This is a genomic window from Sphingomonas fucosidasi (genome assembly GCF_036663855.1).
Lineage (GTDB): Bacteria > Pseudomonadota > Alphaproteobacteria > Sphingomonadales > Sphingomonadaceae > Sphingomonas > Sphingomonas faeni_B.
In genome coordinates this window covers 273,144-289,146 of the sequence record NZ_JAXOJR010000001.1, presented here as the reverse complement: position 1 = coordinate 289,146, position 16,003 = coordinate 273,144, and the positions used below count along the sequence as shown (strand labels likewise).

The window sequence follows — 16,003 nt, the reverse complement described above, 5'->3', positions numbered from 1 at the left end:
GAAAGACGCCAAAGGCGGCGAGGGTGAGGGCAAGCCAAGCAGAACGCGCTCACCTTAAGCCCCCTCAATCCCCATCCATAGACCAGTCGTGACTCTCCACGATCGTAGACTCCACCGGCCGCCCCGCCGCATCGAGCGAAGGGTCATACCGAAACCGCTGCTCGATCAACCGACACGTCAGATCATCCAGTACCCGGCTCCCGCTAGACCGTGTCACCCGGCACCGCGACACCCGCCCATTGGTCTGGACCAGATACCGCACGAACACCCGCCCCCGGATCCCGGTCTCGGCGGCCTCGCGCGGATAGTCCGAGTCCCGCAACCGCCCGCTGCGCCACTCGGGTGGCGTCTCCTCACCCCCACCGCCGTCGCCATCGCCATACCCTCCGCTCCCGGTTCCATTGCCGATCCCGCCACTCCCGGTCCCCGGCCCGCGAACGTTCGAAGCCCCCGAAGTCGCCTGCGCACCCACCCCAGCCTTCTCCGCCACGACGACCGGCGGCGGCACCACAGTCGGCACGATCGGCGGCGGCGCCACGACCTCGGTAGCCTTCGACTTCAGGTTCGGCGGCGACGCGGCCCCCTCGGGCTTGCGACTAGGCGAAGGCCGAGGCCTGACCTTCTCCTCGGGCGGCGGCGGCGGAGGCGGCGCCACGCTGAACACCTTCAACGCGTCCGTGACGGCCGCCGGCAGCGGCACCACCAACCCATAGATCAGCGCATAGCCCAGCAACCCCGACACCAGGACCGCGCCCGTCGCCGCCCCGATCCTGTCTATCGCCCGCGGCTGATTGCGTGTCATCATACTGATCTGGTGTCTCTTTCCCCCCAAACAAAGCCCCGTAAAGGATGAACCCTCGCTGGCTGGAGGTTCGAGGGACGCGTTAGACGATCACCCGCAGCCTAGCCCGCCCGGAAGAAAACAGTCCCCCAAATCCACCCCGGCGAAGGCCGAGGCCCAATTGGGAACGCCAACATTATAGCAACCGCCATCCGCCCAACCCTTTGCTTCCCCGCGAAGGCGGGGACCCACACTGGACTCTCGCCTTCGCGGGAGAACAAGGAGGCGGTAGCAACCGTTCGAAATCGATCAGCCCAAAGCGCCCTCAACGGCCCGCCGCCCCCCTCGCTCAGCCAACAACACCTGTCCTACACCCGGAACCCGTGACAGAGCATGGAACATACCCCCGCACCCCGCGCTTCCCCCTTATTCGCGCCCCAAAGCACAAACCGCCAAACCGCTCCTAGCGGCTATACTTCCTACACTTCACCCTTCAGAACTGCCCGGAAACAGAGCCTTCATGACCCTAGTCCCCGTCGCCGAAGCCCAGACCCGCCTCTTCACCATGGCCCCTCGCGTCGGCCACGAGACCGTCCCCTTACGCGAAGCAGCCGGCCGCTGGGCCGCGGAGGACATCCTCGCCCGCCGCACGCAGCCGGCCGCCGACCTCTCGGCAATGGACGGCTACGCGATCCGCTTCGAAGACCTCCCCGGCCCCTGGAAAGTCATCGGCGAAAGCGCCGCCGGCCGCCCCTTCCCCGGCAAAGTCGCCCCCGGCCAAGCCACACGCATCTTCACCGGCGCCGCGATACCCGAAGGCGCCGACACCGTCATGGTCCAGGAAGAGGCCGAGCGCGACGGCGCCACCCTGACCCTAGCCGGCGAAGGTCCGCCGACATTCGGCCGCAACACCCGCCGCAAAGGCCTCGACTTCTCAACCGGCACCCGCCTGATCGCCGCCGGCGACCGCCTCAGCCCGGCGCGCATCGCCGTCGCCGCGACCGGCGGCCACGGCCGCCTGACCGTCAACCGCCGCGTCCGCGTCGCCGTCGCCGCCACCGGCGACGAACTCGTCCCCCCCGGCTCCACGACCGACGGCGTCGCACTGCCCGAATCGAACGGCATCATGCTGGCGGCAATGCTCGCCGACATGCCCGTCGACATCATCGACCTCGGAATTCTCCCCGACAATCTCGAAATCCTCCGCGACGCGTTCGCCAGCGTCCAAGCCGACCTCCTTGTCACTACAGGCGGCGCGTCGGTGGGCGATCACGACCTGGTCCGCCCCGCAATCGAGGCGGCCGGCGGCACGATAGATTTCTGGCGGATCGCGCTGCGCCCCGGCAAGCCGATGATGGCCGGCCGGATCGGCGAGATGATGGTGCTCGGCCTCCCCGGCAACCCGGTCTCCGCGTTCGTCACCGCCACGCTGTTCGTGAAGCCGGTCGTCGCGCACATGGCCGGCGCGCGCGACCCGCTCCCTCAGTCGACGCACGCACTGCTCGGCGAAGACCTCCCCGCCAATAACGCCCGCACCGACTATCTCCGTGCCGAACTCCGCGACGGCAAAGCCTATGCCTCGACGATCCAGGACAGCTCGATGCTGCTGACGCTGGCCCGCTCGACGTGCCTCATCGTCCGCCCCGGCAACGCGCCGGTGGCATACGAAGGCGAATCGGCGGAAATCCTCGTTATCGCGTGATACGGACGCTTGACGGCGTTAATTATGTTCCATAGAAGTTCCCAGTCTGTTCCGGACGGAGAACCGCTATGCTCACGCGCAAGCAGCACGAACTCGTCTGCTTCATCAACGATCGCCTCAACGAAACCGGCGTCTCGCCGTCGTTCGAGGAGATGAAGGACGCGCTCGACCTCAAGTCGAAGTCGGGCGTCCACCGTCTGATCAGCGCGCTCGAGGAGCGCAACTTCATCCGCCGCCTGCCCAACCGCGCGCGCGCACTCGAAGTGCTGCGCATGCCGGAGCGTGCGGAGAAAAAGGCGCCATCGAAGACCTCGAACGTCAAGGCGGCCCCCACCGCCGCCACGCCGCAACCGGCCAACGACGTCATCGAGATCCCCCTCCACGGCCGCATCGCCGCTGGCGTCCCGATCGAGGCGTTCGAGGGCAGCACGATGTTAGCCGTCCCCGCCGCGTTGCTCGGCACCGGCGAACATTACGCGCTGGAAGTCTCCGGCGACTCGATGGTCGAAGCCGGCATCCTCGACGGCGACTACGCCTTGATCCGCCGCACCGAGACCGCTCGCGACGGCGAGATCGTCGTCGCCCTGATCGAAGACAGCGAAGCCACGCTCAAATACTTCCGCCGCGAAGGCGCCATGGTCCGCCTCGACCCAGCCAACCGCGCCTACGACCCCCAACGCTACGCCCCCGCGCAAGTCCGCGTGCAAGGCAAACTCTCCGGCATCCTCCGCCGCTACGATTGAGCTGCCAGCGCCTACTCTGCGCAGCATAAAGAATATGTTCGCGCGGAGACGCGGAGCCGCGGAGGTTTTTCGGTTGGGTAGAACCTTGCGCTTTAAAATGACCGCGGGAGGGACGGCCGGATAGTCTCTAACCTGGTCCGGTTCGTCGTCTAAGACACTGCTCCGCGCCTCCGCGTCTCCGCGTCTCCGCGTGAAAATTTATCGGCCGGCCAGCGCGCGCGTCCGCTGGTGATTTGGATCACGCGAAGGCGCAAGGGCGCGGAGATGTTGCGTTTTGGGGGACGCCTACTTCCACCTCGAAGCGGTCAAGGCGACGAGGCTGCTCAATCCTTCATGGAGTTCGGGATGGTCTCCCGATCGCCATCACCGGCGCGCCTTTGCGCCGTTGCGTGAACATCGTACTTCCTGCGGCCTTGGACGGCCCGAAATCCAGACGTCTCATCTTGAAACCGAGCGTGCCGCGATCTCAAAATATGCGCAGGACGTTTGAGGACGGGCGGATCGCGCCAGGGATGGCGATCGCCTGCAGTCAGTATCGTGACGACCGTCCCGGTCCCCAAGGTCAGCGCGACCCCGCCTGTCCGACGCAGAACACGGCGATCCAGCTTCAGCCACCGCGGCACGCAACGTTTAGGCAGACCGCGTTCGCTGACCACGACGTCGGCGCTACGACACGCGGAAATAAGTTCGCCGATCGGCACCATATAAGCGCTGCGCGTCGCAAGGATCCGCCACATCCGTCCTCGCGCGGCGATATCGGTGACGCACAGATCGCGGCTGCATCGTGCATCGGGCTGGTCCGCAAGCAGGAGTGGCTCACCATCCACCCCGCCATTCTCGGCGAGCATGTCGCGCGTATAATCGCCGGCCCGGTCGCGCAGCATAGCCAGTCCCGCCGCCGTCCGCACCGCCACGTGGCGGCCGTCACCGGTAACGAGAACATCGGGTGCAGGTGTCGTCAACGCCCAGATCGCACCGGCGGCGAGCGGCAGCAGTCCCAGTCGGCGCAACCGCGTCCGCCACAACGCAATCCAGATACCGCCGATCACCATCAGCGCGAATGCTGGCGTCGGCATTGCGGGCAAGGATCGTACCGAACCCGGCGCGTCGGCGACGATATGGGCCAACCATAGCAGCGCATCGAGCGACCGCTGCACCAGCCACCAGACCGGTGCGCCCAGGCCGCCAGCGTCGAGTAGCAACGCCAACGCCTCCAGCGGCATCACTACGAACGTCGTCAGCGGGATCGCGACGATGTTGGCGAACGCGCCGTACAGGCCCGCCTTGTGGAAATGATAGACCGCGATCGGCATCAGCGCGAATTCGACCAGCAGCCCCGTCAGCAGCAGCGACGCGACGCCGCGCGCGAGTCTACGCCCGCGCCCCTCGTCATGCGGGCCGAAGAACGCGCGGATCACCGGATGTTCGTGCAACGCCATGATCGCGGTGATCGCCGCAAACGAGAGCTGAAAGCTCGGCCCGGCCGCCGATTCGGGCAGGACCAGCATCACGCACGCGGCGCCGGCTGCGACGAGCCGCAAAGTCATCGCCTCGCGTCCCATCGCCAGCGCCGCCAGCACCAGCAACGCCGCGACGCACGACCGGATCGTCGGCACCTGGCTCCCGGTCAGCAACGTGTAACCAATCGCCGCCGCCGCCCCGGCCAGCGCGGCAATCAACGGCAGGCGGGCGTGCAAAGCCAGCCACGGACTGAGCGCCAGCAGACGCAACACGATCAGCATCGTCGCCGCAACCGCCGCGGTGATGTGCAACCCGCTCACCGACAGCAGATGCGCGAGCCCCGCCCGGCGCATCGCCTCCGAATCCTCCTCGCTGATCGCGCCGACGTCGCCGGTTGCGAGCGCCGCCGCGATACCGCCCGCGCTGCCGTCGAGTCGCGATACGATGTGATGCGACAGCGCGACGCGGATGCCGGCACCCAATTCGCTCGACCTCGTCACGACCACCGGTGCGAAACCGCGCCCCGTCGCACCGATCCCGCCAAACCACGCGACGCGCGCAAAGTCGTACGCGCCCGGCACCGCGGGTAGCGGCGGTGGCATCAGCCGTGCCCGCAACTGGATGACCGCCCCCGTCCCCAGCAGCTTCGGCGCATCCGCTTCCGCCAGATTGACGCGGACGCGGTACGGCAAGGCGACCGGCTGCCCGTCGGTCTCGACCCCCTTCCCAATCGGCAATACCGTCAACCGAACCAACTTCCGCGCCACCAGCGGCTCGATCGCCTCGACCTTCGCCGAGAAACGCGCGATCGTCGGACCGCCCAGAACCGGCCGCGCCACCCATTCCGATCGCGCCCAGATCAGCCCGAGCCCCAGCGCAGTCGTCAGAAACCCGATAGACAGCGCGCGCGCCGCACGCCCGCCCTGCCCCACGGCCAGACCTGCCAACCCGCCTGCGACCAACAGCAGCACCGCGACGCACCACGCTGCCGGGTCCGGCAACGCAAACCACAATGCGATGCCGCCCCCGAGCATCACTGGCAGCCACAACACCAGCTGGTCGCGCTCCGTCTCCAGCCAGCGCTCCACGGCCAGCCCGACGACAGCAAGCCCAACGACAGCCCCCCATCGCGGCACGCCCATTTGTCGCCGCCAAGGACGCATGCTAGGGGCGGCGACGGCTGTCATGGCCATCGTTTCTCCATTGTTTCATCAGTCTGGGAGCACCCGCGGTTGGGCGCAATATCTGATACGGGCACCGCCAATTCGGCCGCACCCGTGGTTACCCGTTTCGCTCCGTCGCCGACGGGGTTCCTGCATCTCGGCGGCGCGCGCACCGCGCTGTTCAACTGGCTGTTCGCAAAGGCGAACGGGGGCAAGTTCCTGCTGCGGATCGAGGATACCGACCGGGTCCGTTCGACCCAGCCGGCGATCGACGCGATCATCGACGGGATGCGCTGGCTGGGGCTCGACTGGGACGGCGACGTCGTCATGCAGTTCGCCGGCGCCGAGCGTCACGCACAGGTCGCGCACGAGATGGTCGCGAACGGCCACGCCTATCGCTGCTACATGACCAATGACGAAATCGCCGCGATGCGCGCCGAGGCGCAGGCCGCGAAGAAGCCGCTCCGCATCCGCAGCCCGTGGCGCGATCGACCGGCGAGCGAAGCCCCCGACTTGCCCCACGTCGTCCGCCTGCGCGCCCCGCAGGAAGGTGCCGTCACGATCGAGGACCGCGTACAAGGCGCCGTCACGGTCAAGAACGAAGAGATCGACGACCTGGTCCTGCTCCGCTCGGACGGTACGCCGACCTACATGCTCGCCGTTGTCGTCGACGATCACGACATGGGCGTCACCCACGTCATCCGCGGCGACGATCATCTCAACAACGCGTTCCGCCAGTTGCCGATCTACCGCGCGATGGGCTGGCCCGAGCCGATCTACGCGCACATCCCGCTGATCCACGGCCCCGACGGCGCAAAGCTGTCGAAGCGTCACGGCGCGGTCGGCATCGAGGCGTATCGCGACGAGATGGGCATTCTCCCCGAGGCGTTCGATAATTACCTGCTCCGGCTCGGCTGGGGTCACGGCGACGACGAGATCATCAGCCGCGAGCAGGCGGTCGAGTGGTTCGACCTATCCGGCGTCGGCAAGTCGCCCTCGCGCTTTGATCTGAAAAAGCTCGAGAATCTCAATGGCCACTACATCCGCGAAGCCGACGACGCGCGGCTGGCGCAGCTTGCCGCCGACCGGCTCGGTCACGGTTTGCCGGACGGCGGATTGGCGCTTCTGACTCGCGCGATGCCGGTCCTGAAGCCCCGTGCAGCAAACCTGAACGAGCTGGCCGAAGGATCGAATTTTCTGTTCAGCCAGCGTCCTTTGGCGATGGATGACGCCGCGGCGAGCCTTTTACAGGGTGAAGCGAGTGCGATTTTGGCGAATGCGCATGCTGAACTTGACGCGCTCGACAAGTGGGATACGGAAGCGCTCGAAGGTGCGGTACGGCGCGTGGCCGAAGCCCGGGGCGTCAAGCTCGGGCAGGTCGCACAGCCGCTTCGTGCCGCACTGACGGGACGCAAGACGTCGCCGGGAATATTCGACGTGCTCGACCTGCTCGGGCGCGACGAGAGCCTCGGTCGGATCGCCGACCGGATGGCTAGCTGATAAGATTTCGAGGAAGGATACAAGCATGAGCGAGACCGCAACCCTCAAGGTCGACGGCAAGGATTTCGATTATCCGGTGATGTCCGGCACGGTCGGACCCGACGTCATCGATATCCGCAAGCTGTACGCACAGACGGACAATTTCACCTATGATCCGGGTTTCACCTCGACGGCGTCGTGCCAGTCGAAGCTGACCTATATCGATGGTGACGCGGGCACGTTGCTGCACCGCGGCTACACGATCGGCGAGCTGGCCGAACAGTCGAACTTCATGGAAGTCGCGTACCTGCTGCTCAACGGCGAACTGCCGAGCGAAGACGAGCTGGCGAACTTCTCGAACACGATCACGCGCCACACGATGGTGCACGAGCAGCTCGCGCAGTTCTTCCGCGGCTTCCGCCGCGATGCGCATCCGATGGCGATCCTGTGCGGCGTCGTCGGCGCGCTGTCGGCCTTCTATCACGATTCGACCGACATCCACGATCCGGCACAGCGCGTGATCGCGTCGCATCGCCTGATCGCCAAGATGCCGACGATCGCCGCGATGGCGTACAAGTATAGCGTCGGCCAGCCGTTCGTCTATCCGGACAACACGCTGAGCTACACCGGCAATTTCCTGAAGATGACGTTCGGCGTACCGGCCGAGAAGTATGTCGTGAACCCGATCGTCGAAAAGGCGATGGACCGCATCTTCATCCTCCACGCCGATCACGAGCAGAACGCGTCGACCTCGACCGTCCGTCTCGCCGGTTCGTCGGGCGCCAACCCGTTCGCGTGCATCGCCGCCGGCATCGCCTGCCTGTGGGGCCCCGCGCATGGCGGCGCGAACGAAGCCGCGCTCAACATGCTGCATGAGATCGGCACGGTCGACCGCATCCCCGAGTATATCGCCCGCGCCAAGGACAAGAACGATCCGTTCCGCCTGATGGGCTTCGGCCACCGCGTCTACAAGAACTACGATCCGCGCGCGGCCGTCATGCAGACGACCGTCAAGGAAGTGCTCGGCGAGTTGGGCGTCACCGACCCCGTGTTCGACGTCGCGATCGAGCTCGAGCGTCTGGCGCTCAACGATCCGTACTTCATCGAGAAGAAGCTGTTCCCGAACGTCGATTTCTATTCGGGCGTGATCCTGTCGGCGATCGGCTTCCCGACCTCGATGTTCACCGTTCTCTTCGCGCTTGCCCGCACGGTCGGCTGGGTCGCGCAGTGGAACGAGATGATCACCGATCCCGACCAGAAGATCGGCCGTCCGCGCCAGCTCTACAGCGGCCCGACTGCGCGTGATTACGTCCCGATGGCGTCACGCTGATGACGACGCTCCGGCCGATCCTCATGGTCGTCGGCGTGCTCAGCGCGCTGATGGGTCTGCTCTGGATCGGCCAGGGGCTGGGTTACGTCCATTGGCCGCAGTCGAGCTTCATGCTCGATCAGCGGCCATGGGCGGACCGCGGCGCGTTCCTCGCCGCGTTCGGCCTCGCGCTGATATTAGTGGCGCGCCGGATCCGCCGGTAGCGTCAGGACGAAGCGCGCGCCTTCGCCGGGTGCGCTCTCGACCGTGAGATCCCCCTGCATCGCCCGCGCAAGCCGCCGCGCGATGTACAGGCCGAGCCCGTTGCCGCCGGCCTCCGACGGGTCGACCCGTTCGAACTTCTCGAAGATCCGGACCTGATCCTCGGGCGCGACGCCCTTGCCCTTGTCGGCCACCACGACGACCGCGTGGCTTTCGGTGCGCGTCACGGTGACGATCACCTGCGCGCCGCGCGGCGAATAGCGCACCGCGTTGCCGACGAGGTTGACGAGGATCTGCAACACGCGCCGGAAATCGCCGAGCGCGGCGACGCGCATGTCGACCGGTGGTCGCGCGATCGTGACGTCGGCATTGGCCGCGCGAACCGACAACAGCCCCGCCGCGCGACGCGCGACATCGGCAAGGTCGATCGGCTCGGGCAGCAGCGTGAAATCCGGGCGCTCGACCGCCTGGAGATCGACAAGATCATCGACCAGTTCGAGCAGATGGCGCCCGGCGCTGGCGATATCTGCCGCGTAATCGGCATAGTCGCCCTGCACCGGGCCATCCGCCTGCGCATTGATGCTGTCGGCGTTGGCGACGATCCGCGCGAGGGGAATCCGCAACGCCTTGTCGAGGCCACTCGTGAAGGTCGGCGACAGCGTCGCAGGTTCGGCGGGCGGTGCGACGTCCTCGACCACCATCCGCGCCGTGCCGACGAACCCCGCGAAATCCCCCGAGGCATCGTGCCGAACGGTCGCGGTCAGTGTCACCGCGCGCCCAGAACTCCGCAGCCGCGCGGGTTGCGCCGTCATCGGCCGGCGCCGGGCGAGCGAATCGAGGATCGGCAACGTCCCGTCGGTTCCGGTATCGAGCGCGAACATCGCCGTCAGCGGCTGGCCGAGCAGCGCGAACGCGTCGAAACCATGCTTCGGCCCGGCATCCAGCGTCACGAACGTCAGCCGCAACGCCGCGTCGGTCTCCCACCGCCAATCGGTATCGCTGCCGAAAAAATCATCCGGCGCACCCGGTGCAGGGCGGGTCGGACGCCACGCGGCGATCTCGCGCCAACCGCTGACCGTCAGCCGTACATTCTCGCCATCCGGTTGCGCACGCACCCAGAGATCGACATCGCCTTCGTCGTCGGCGACCACCACGCCACGCGACACGACGATGCCCAGTCGCCGCGCAAGCCGCACGATCGTCGCCAGCTGCGGCACGGCGAGCGGCGCCCCGCGCATCCCGCCGGCCCGCTGGTTGAGTGCGATCAATGCCGGGTCCGCGAACGAGAGCGATCCATCGGGCGCGACGATGCCGTGCGCGATCGGGCTTTCGGTCGATGGATCGAACAGACTCATCGCCGTTCCGTACGCGCCAGCGCGCGCAACGCCATCCGAAAATTACGGTCGAGCGCAAGCGGCGCGATCGACGCGCGCGCATCCTCCACACCGATCGAAACGATCGCGTCGAGCGCGTCCGCGAACTGTTCGATGTCGCGCCTCGGATCCGCCTCGGACAGAGCCAGGCCGATCCTGGCAATCGTCGGCCGATTTATGTCGAGCGCACGTAGGGCAAGCCAAAGCCGGTCGCCCTCGGGATCGAGCGTGATCGCCCGCGCCTGATCGAACGCGATACCCAGCGCATGCGCCAGCACCGCGACGAACAGCGACAGCCGCCGGTCGCCGATCGATTCGACCAGCACCGCCGGCAACTCATTGGGCCGCGCATCGAGCGCCGCCGCGAGCCGTGCCGCCACCGCATCGGGCCGCTCACCCTCGTCATGTGCCGCCAGGCTGCGCTGTGCGGCATCGGTGATCGCGCGGTCGCTCTCGCGAGTCGCCGACGTCAAGCCGTCGCGGATCGCTGCGGCCACCCACCAGACCAGTCGGTGGTGCAGCTCCGCGGGCAGTTCGCTGCCTCCGACCGCACCCTGCTCATTCGCTACCCGCCGCCGACTTTCGGCCGCGAGCAATGCCGATGCCGACGACGCCACGACGCTGTCGGGTACACCGGCCAAACGTACGAGCAAGCTCGCCTCGTCGGGTTCCGCTATCTCGACAGGCAGCGACGCCGCGATCAGATCGTGGCGGACGCGGGCGATCAGTTCGTCCATCAAGTCTTCGTCACGCAGCAGACCCGCGCGGGTCAGCCGTTGCAGGACGGTGCCCACGCCTGCCTTCAGGATCGCCTCGCCTGCCTCCGTCGCGCCGACACCGGCCAGCAACCGCGCCGCATGTCGCCGGATATCCCATTCGATCGCCCCGACGATCGCGCCGAGCACCTGTGCCAGCATCAGCCGCGTGCGATCGTCGATCCGTGCTTCCGCATCGAGGAAAAAATCGGTGATCGTCCCGGCCAGCCGCGTCTCGGCCCGCAGGCGCGCGGCCTCGGCTCGCTGCACGGGATCGTAGGACGGCATAGCGTCTTGCATCGTTGGGCCGACCGACATGATCCCGTGCTTAGCCTCCGGTCGTTAAGGTACGCCTAAGGCGCGCGACGCAATCGCTCGATTGCCGCCGCCAGCGTAGCGGTCGCATAGACCGCCGTCATGCCAAGCCCGAACACCGGGAAGCCAATCAGCGCGAACACTGCGACGACCAGCAGATAGGCCGCCGGACTGCCCCACCACAGCCGTCGCTCGCGCTCGAGTATCGCGCGTTCGGCCAGTCCACCGATCGCGACCGTCGCGGTGCCGATCGCCAGCGCGGTGTTGTCGCCCGCATAGCCGCTGACGAAGAACGCGAATACCAGGATCGCCGCTGCGACGACGCCGGCGATCACAAGCGTCTGCCAGCGTGCCATCGGTGCCTCGTCGCGAAGGCCGCTCAACACCGAGCCGAGCGCCAGCGCGATGCTGCCGATCAACGCAACGAACAGCCCGATCGACGACAGCCCGAAGCCGATCGTCACCAGCCCGGCGATGCCGAGCGCCAGCCCGGCCGCACCGACGCTCGTCCCCGCCGCGCCGCGATCGACGAGCAGCGGCAACGCCAGCCGCGCGATCGGCGCGAGTACGAAGCGGTCGAACCAGCCGCGGCGTCCCGACACGATCGTCATCAGCACCGCGCGCCCGCGCTCCTCCAGCGTCCGCGCCTGACGCTCGATCCCGTGCCCGCCACGCACCGCGTCGGTGGGGAGCAGGACATGGATCGCGCGCGACTGAACGGCCAATCGCAGCAGAGAGGACTGCAGATCGTAATCTTGGGGCAACGCCGCCACCTCGGCGATCCGGCTCGAACTCAGCCGCGCGACGCCGGCCCAGGCCATCTGCCCGCCGACGCGCTCGAAGCCGGGCCCCGCATCGCCTTCGGGGACGACGAGCAGGCAATCGCCTTCCTCGCCCGCCATCGCCTTGACGATCGCCTCGGTGGTGACCAGCCCGTCGCCGAGCATCAGCACGCGCGCGAGGGGGTGAAGTTTCTCGACCGCCTCGGTCGCGGAGCGCACCGTATCGACGCTCACGCCGCGCCGACCGATGCGGTTGATCGCGCCGAGCAGTTCGGGGGTCATCCGCGCGACGACGACGATCACCTGCGACACGCCGGCTGCGATCAGCAGTCGCGCCTGATACTCGATAAGCGTGACGCCGCTGAACGGCAGGGTCGCGGCCAGACGATCGGGACGATCGTCGGCGTCGTGTATTGCAAATAATAGACCGGCAAGCATCGCAGGCTGTTAGGCGGTACACGCCGTCCTGCAAAGCCCGCGTTCGGCCGAACCGCCCCGCATCTTGGTTCGGTTCGACGTTGCGGGCGAGAAACACCCGGCCGAGGTGACGAAACCCTCCGCATCGCGGCGAGTTTATTGCATGTACCGACCGCCGCTCCTGTCGATGCCGCCACGATCATACGCTGTGTCGCCCCGCTTACCGGACGGATGTTCGGCGAACCGTCGCATCATCCGTTTTGTCGGGCGACAATCCATGATACTTCCGATGTTCATGAACGGGGGTTCGTCAATGATCGGGTTTCGCGCCTCGGCAGGCAATGCCCATCCCATTCGCGCGGATATCGTGATGGATCCGGTGATAGAAAATATGTCCGAAGCCGTCACCGAACATAGTTTCGACGAGGTTTATCAAGTGCCTGCGCAAGAACGCGGACCTCTTTACGCGGGTATCGCCGTGGCTGTCGTGGTCGTCTGGCTCGCTGGCATGCTCTGGCTTGCACGCGGCTCGCTCGGCACGATCGAGCCGGTCGCTCTCGTCCAGTTCATCGCCGCTCTCTGCATCGTCCCCGCGCTCGTCGGCATCGTCTGGCTGCTCGCGATGCGTACCAGCCGTACCGAGGCCCGCCGTTTCGGTATCACCGCACAGGCGATGCGCGACGAGGCCGCGAGCCTGGAACGCACCGTCGCCGCTTTGTCGAACACGATCGACGCCAACCGCGTCCAACTCGCCCAGCAGCTCGACGCGCTGATGGCGATGGGTGGCGGCGCGACCGAACAGCTCGCCGCGATCGGCCGCGGCATGGTGTCCGAGATCGACCAGGCCGCCGCGCACGCGCGCAACCTCGCCACCTCGACTGCGGGCGCGCAGACCAGCCTCGGCGTGCTGATCGCCACCCTCCCCCGCGCGCAGGCGGATATCGACGACGTCGCCAAGCGGCTCGAACGCACCGGGCTGTCCGCGAGCGAGCATGCCGCTGCGCTCGACGCGCAGATCGTCGCGCTCGCCGAGCGCGGCCGCGATGCCGACACTATGGCGAGCGGCGCGGCGCAACGCCTTGCCGCGCACATCGTCCGCATGGAGGCGACCAGCCAGACCGCGGGCGCGCACCTCGAATCGGTCACCGACGGGATGTCCGGCGCGGTCGATGCGCTGCTCAATCGCACTGCCGATGCGGTCGACGAAGCCCGCAAGAGCATCGCCGCGCAGGGCGACGCGATGCTGGCGATGGTCGGCGCGAACCAGGCCGCGCTCGACAGCGCCGCCCGCGACAGCGCCGAAGCGCTCGCCCGCCGGATCGCCACCGTCGAGGACGCGATCGAGCGGGTCGCGATCCGCCTCGACCTGCAACGCAACGCCGGCGAGCGGATCGTCGACGACCTTCACACTGGGCTCGGCGAAGTCGAGACGCGGATCGAGGCACTCCACCGCCACGGCACCGAGCGCACCCAGGGCCTCGCCGCCTCGATCAGCGCGCTGGGCGGCTCCGCCGACGCGATGACCGAGGCTTTGCGCACCGGCGACGAGATGGCACACCGGACCATCACGACGACCGAAACGCTCCTGGTCGCGCTCGACGCAGCCGCACGTGAGATCGACGAGACGATGCCCGAAGCGCTTGGCCGGCTCGATTCGCACGTGCTCGCCAGCAAGAGCATCGTCGTCTCGGCGCGGCCCGAACTGCTCGCGCTCGTCACCGCGGCGGAGAGCACGCACGACGCGATCGAGGCGATCGCGGGCGTCATCGGCGAACAGCGCCAGGTGCTCGATACGCTGTCGACCGACCTGCTCAACACGCTGAACACCGGTCGCGCGAAAGCCGATGCCTTGGGGCAGATGGTCGACGAGGCAATCGGCCGGACTCAGCATTTCGCCGAAGACGCCGCGCCGCAGTTGATCGAAGCGCTCCACCGCGTCCGCGAAACCGCCGCGGTCGCGGCCGACAAGGCGCGCGAGACGCTGTCGAAGGTCATTCCCGAAGCCGCAGCCGCGCTGGGCGCCGCCAGCGCCGACGCGATGCGCCGTGCGACCAACGACACGGTGGAGCGGCAGGTCAAGGCGCTCACCGACGCGACCGACGCAGCCGTCGAGGCCGCAACCGGCGCGACCGAGCGCCTTGCGCTCCAAGTCGAGGCGATCGTAGACCAGACCGCAATCGTCGAAACGCGGATTGAAGAGGCGCGGACGGAGCGCGAGGACGCGGACAACGACACCTTCGCGCGCCGCGTTTCGTTGCTGATCGAATCGCTCAACTCCGCGTCAATCGACATCACCAAGGCGATCGCGCCGGAGATCTCCGACAGCGCCTGGGGGGCGTATCTCAAGGGCGACCGCGGGGTCTTCACGCGTCGCGCGGTGCGGATACTCGATGCGAGCGAAGTCCGCGAGATCGCCGGTCTCTACGACGACGACGAAGCGTTCCGCGAGATGGTGAACCGCTACATCCACGACTTCGAGGCAATGCTCCGCGCGATCCTGACGCAGCGCGACGGGTCACCGCTCGGGGTGACGTTGCTGTCGTCGGACATGGGCAAGCTGTATGTCGCGCTGGCGCAGGCGATCGAGCGCCTGCGCTGAGTCGAACAGGAGTATTCGAAATGATCCAGCGGCACCGCTAACGCGGCCCTCGCCAGCGGAGCAATCCGCCGACCGGACTCAAAACTTCGAGGCTTGCATGCCAAGACTGAATACAAAGACGTGCGTCGTTACCGGCGCAGCGCGGGGCATCGGCCGCGCGATCGCCGAGCGCTTCCATGACGAGGGCGCTATCGTTATCGTCACCGATATCGATGAAACCGCCGGAGCGGACACTGCGGCGACAATCGGCTGCCGGTTCGAAAAGCTGGACGTCCGCGAGGAGGCGGACTGGCAACGACTGTCGGAGATCGTCCCGGTCGCCGACGTGGTCGTCAACAATGCCGGCGTGACGGGGTTCGAGCACGGCATGGTGGCACATGATCCCGAGCATGCGGGCCTGGCGGACTGGCGCGCGGTCCATGCGGTCAATCTGGACGGCACGTTCCTCGGCTGCCGTTATGCGATCGGCGCGATGAAGGCGGCGGGGACCGGCTCGATCATCAACATCTCGTCACGGTCCGGGCTGGTCGGCATTCCCCTCGCTGCGGCCTATGCGTCGTCGAAGGCGGCGATCCGCAATCACAGCAAGACGGTGGCGCTGTATTGCGCGCAGCAGGGGTGGAAGATCCGCTGCAACTCGGTGCATCCGGCGGCGATCCTGACGCCGATCTGGGAGCCGATGCTCGGGGATGGTCCGGACCGGGAGGCTCGGATGGCGGCGCTGGTAGCGGATACGCCGTTGCAGCGGTTCGGGATGCCCGACGAGGTTGCCGCGGTTGCGGTGATGCTGGCGTCGGACGAGGCGACGTATATCACGGGGACCGAGATCAATATCGATGGCGGCTTGCTGGCCGGGTCAGCGGCGTCGCCGGGGTAACGGCCCTATCACGATCCTCCCCCGC

At 67.3% G+C, this 16,003-nt stretch carries 12 protein-coding genes; 7 read left to right on the top strand and 5 right to left on the bottom strand.

What is annotated here, in order from left to right; translation table 11 throughout:
* Nucleotides 1–64 precede the first annotated feature (64 nt).
* Nucleotides 65–802 (bottom strand): energy transducer TonB, encoded by a 738-nt coding sequence (locus U1737_RS01410; RefSeq protein WP_332795307.1) that lies wholly within the window; start codon nucleotides 800–802, stop codon nucleotides 65–67.
* 499 nt (nucleotides 803–1,301) lie between these two features.
* Between U1737_RS01410 and U1737_RS01405 the strand changes: the two genes are divergently transcribed.
* Together U1737_RS01405 and lexA are read left to right on the top strand one after the other, a co-directional pair.
* Nucleotides 1,302–2,483 (top strand): molybdopterin molybdotransferase MoeA, encoded by a 1,182-nt coding sequence (locus tag U1737_RS01405; protein WP_332795306.1) that lies wholly within the window; start codon nucleotides 1,302–1,304, stop codon nucleotides 2,481–2,483.
* Between the two features lie 68 nt (nucleotides 2,484–2,551).
* Nucleotides 2,552–3,226: a transcriptional repressor LexA gene (gene lexA, locus U1737_RS01400; RefSeq protein ID WP_332795305.1), complete on the top strand. Its 675-nt coding sequence runs from the start codon at nucleotides 2,552–2,554 to the stop codon at nucleotides 3,224–3,226.
* Between the two features lie 323 nt (nucleotides 3,227–3,549).
* Here lexA and U1737_RS01395 read toward each other — a convergent pair whose 3' ends face one another.
* Nucleotides 3,550–5,829, bottom strand: coding sequence for a ComEC/Rec2 family competence protein (locus U1737_RS01395; RefSeq protein ID WP_332795626.1), 2,280 nt, complete (start codon nucleotides 5,827–5,829; stop codon nucleotides 3,550–3,552).
* 90 nt (nucleotides 5,830–5,919) lie between these two features.
* Between U1737_RS01395 and gltX the strand changes: the two genes are divergently transcribed.
* The 3 genes from gltX to U1737_RS01380 are packed head-to-tail and all read left to right on the top strand — an operon-like array spanning nucleotide 5,920 to nucleotide 8,862.
* Nucleotides 5,920–7,350: a glutamate--tRNA ligase gene (gltX, locus tag U1737_RS01390; protein ID WP_443027063.1), complete on the top strand. Its 1,431-nt coding sequence runs from the start codon at nucleotides 5,920–5,922 to the stop codon at nucleotides 7,348–7,350.
* A gap of 25 nt (nucleotides 7,351–7,375) precedes the next feature.
* The gene (locus U1737_RS01385; RefSeq protein ID WP_332795303.1) at nucleotides 7,376–8,659 is read left to right on the top strand and encodes a citrate synthase; all 1,284 of its coding nucleotides are present in this window, start codon (nucleotides 7,376–7,378) and stop codon (nucleotides 8,657–8,659) included.
* Nucleotides 8,659–8,862 carry a hypothetical protein gene (locus tag U1737_RS01380; protein ID WP_332795302.1) on the top strand — a complete coding sequence of 68 codons (204 nt, stop codon included), beginning with the start codon at nucleotides 8,659–8,661 and terminating at the stop codon, nucleotides 8,860–8,862. The genes U1737_RS01385 and U1737_RS01380 overlap by 1 nt, the downstream gene beginning before the upstream one ends.
* On the opposite strand, the gene U1737_RS01375 is transcribed toward U1737_RS01380, so the two are convergent.
* The 3 genes from U1737_RS01375 to U1737_RS01365 are packed head-to-tail and all read right to left on the bottom strand — an operon-like array spanning nucleotide 8,836 to nucleotide 12,523.
* Nucleotides 8,836–10,215: a sensor histidine kinase gene (locus U1737_RS01375; protein WP_332795301.1), complete on the bottom strand. Its 1,380-nt coding sequence runs from the start codon at nucleotides 10,213–10,215 to the stop codon at nucleotides 8,836–8,838. The two genes, U1737_RS01380 and U1737_RS01375, sit on opposite strands and share 27 nt — an antisense overlap.
* The gene (locus tag U1737_RS01370; RefSeq protein WP_332795300.1) at nucleotides 10,212–11,306 is read right to left on the bottom strand and encodes a DUF2336 domain-containing protein; all 1,095 of its coding nucleotides are present in this window, start codon (nucleotides 11,304–11,306) and stop codon (nucleotides 10,212–10,214) included. The genes U1737_RS01375 and U1737_RS01370 overlap by 4 nt, the downstream gene beginning before the upstream one ends.
* A 35-nt stretch (nucleotides 11,307–11,341) precedes the next feature.
* A complete protein-coding gene (locus U1737_RS01365; protein WP_332795299.1) occupies nucleotides 11,342–12,523 on the bottom strand; it encodes a hypothetical protein in 1,182 nt (393 codons plus the stop codon).
* A gap of 292 nt (nucleotides 12,524–12,815) precedes the next feature.
* Here U1737_RS01365 and U1737_RS01360 point away from each other — a divergent pair, with 292 nt between their 5' ends.
* Together U1737_RS01360 and U1737_RS01355 are read left to right on the top strand one after the other, a co-directional pair.
* The gene (locus U1737_RS01360) at nucleotides 12,816–15,101 is read left to right on the top strand and encodes a coiled-coil domain-containing protein (RefSeq protein ID WP_332795298.1); all 2,286 of its coding nucleotides are present in this window, start codon (nucleotides 12,816–12,818) and stop codon (nucleotides 15,099–15,101) included.
* Between the two features lie 97 nt (nucleotides 15,102–15,198).
* Nucleotides 15,199–15,978: an SDR family oxidoreductase gene (locus U1737_RS01355; protein WP_332795297.1), complete on the top strand. Its 780-nt coding sequence runs from the start codon at nucleotides 15,199–15,201 to the stop codon at nucleotides 15,976–15,978.
* Nucleotides 15,979–16,003 lie beyond the last annotated feature (25 nt).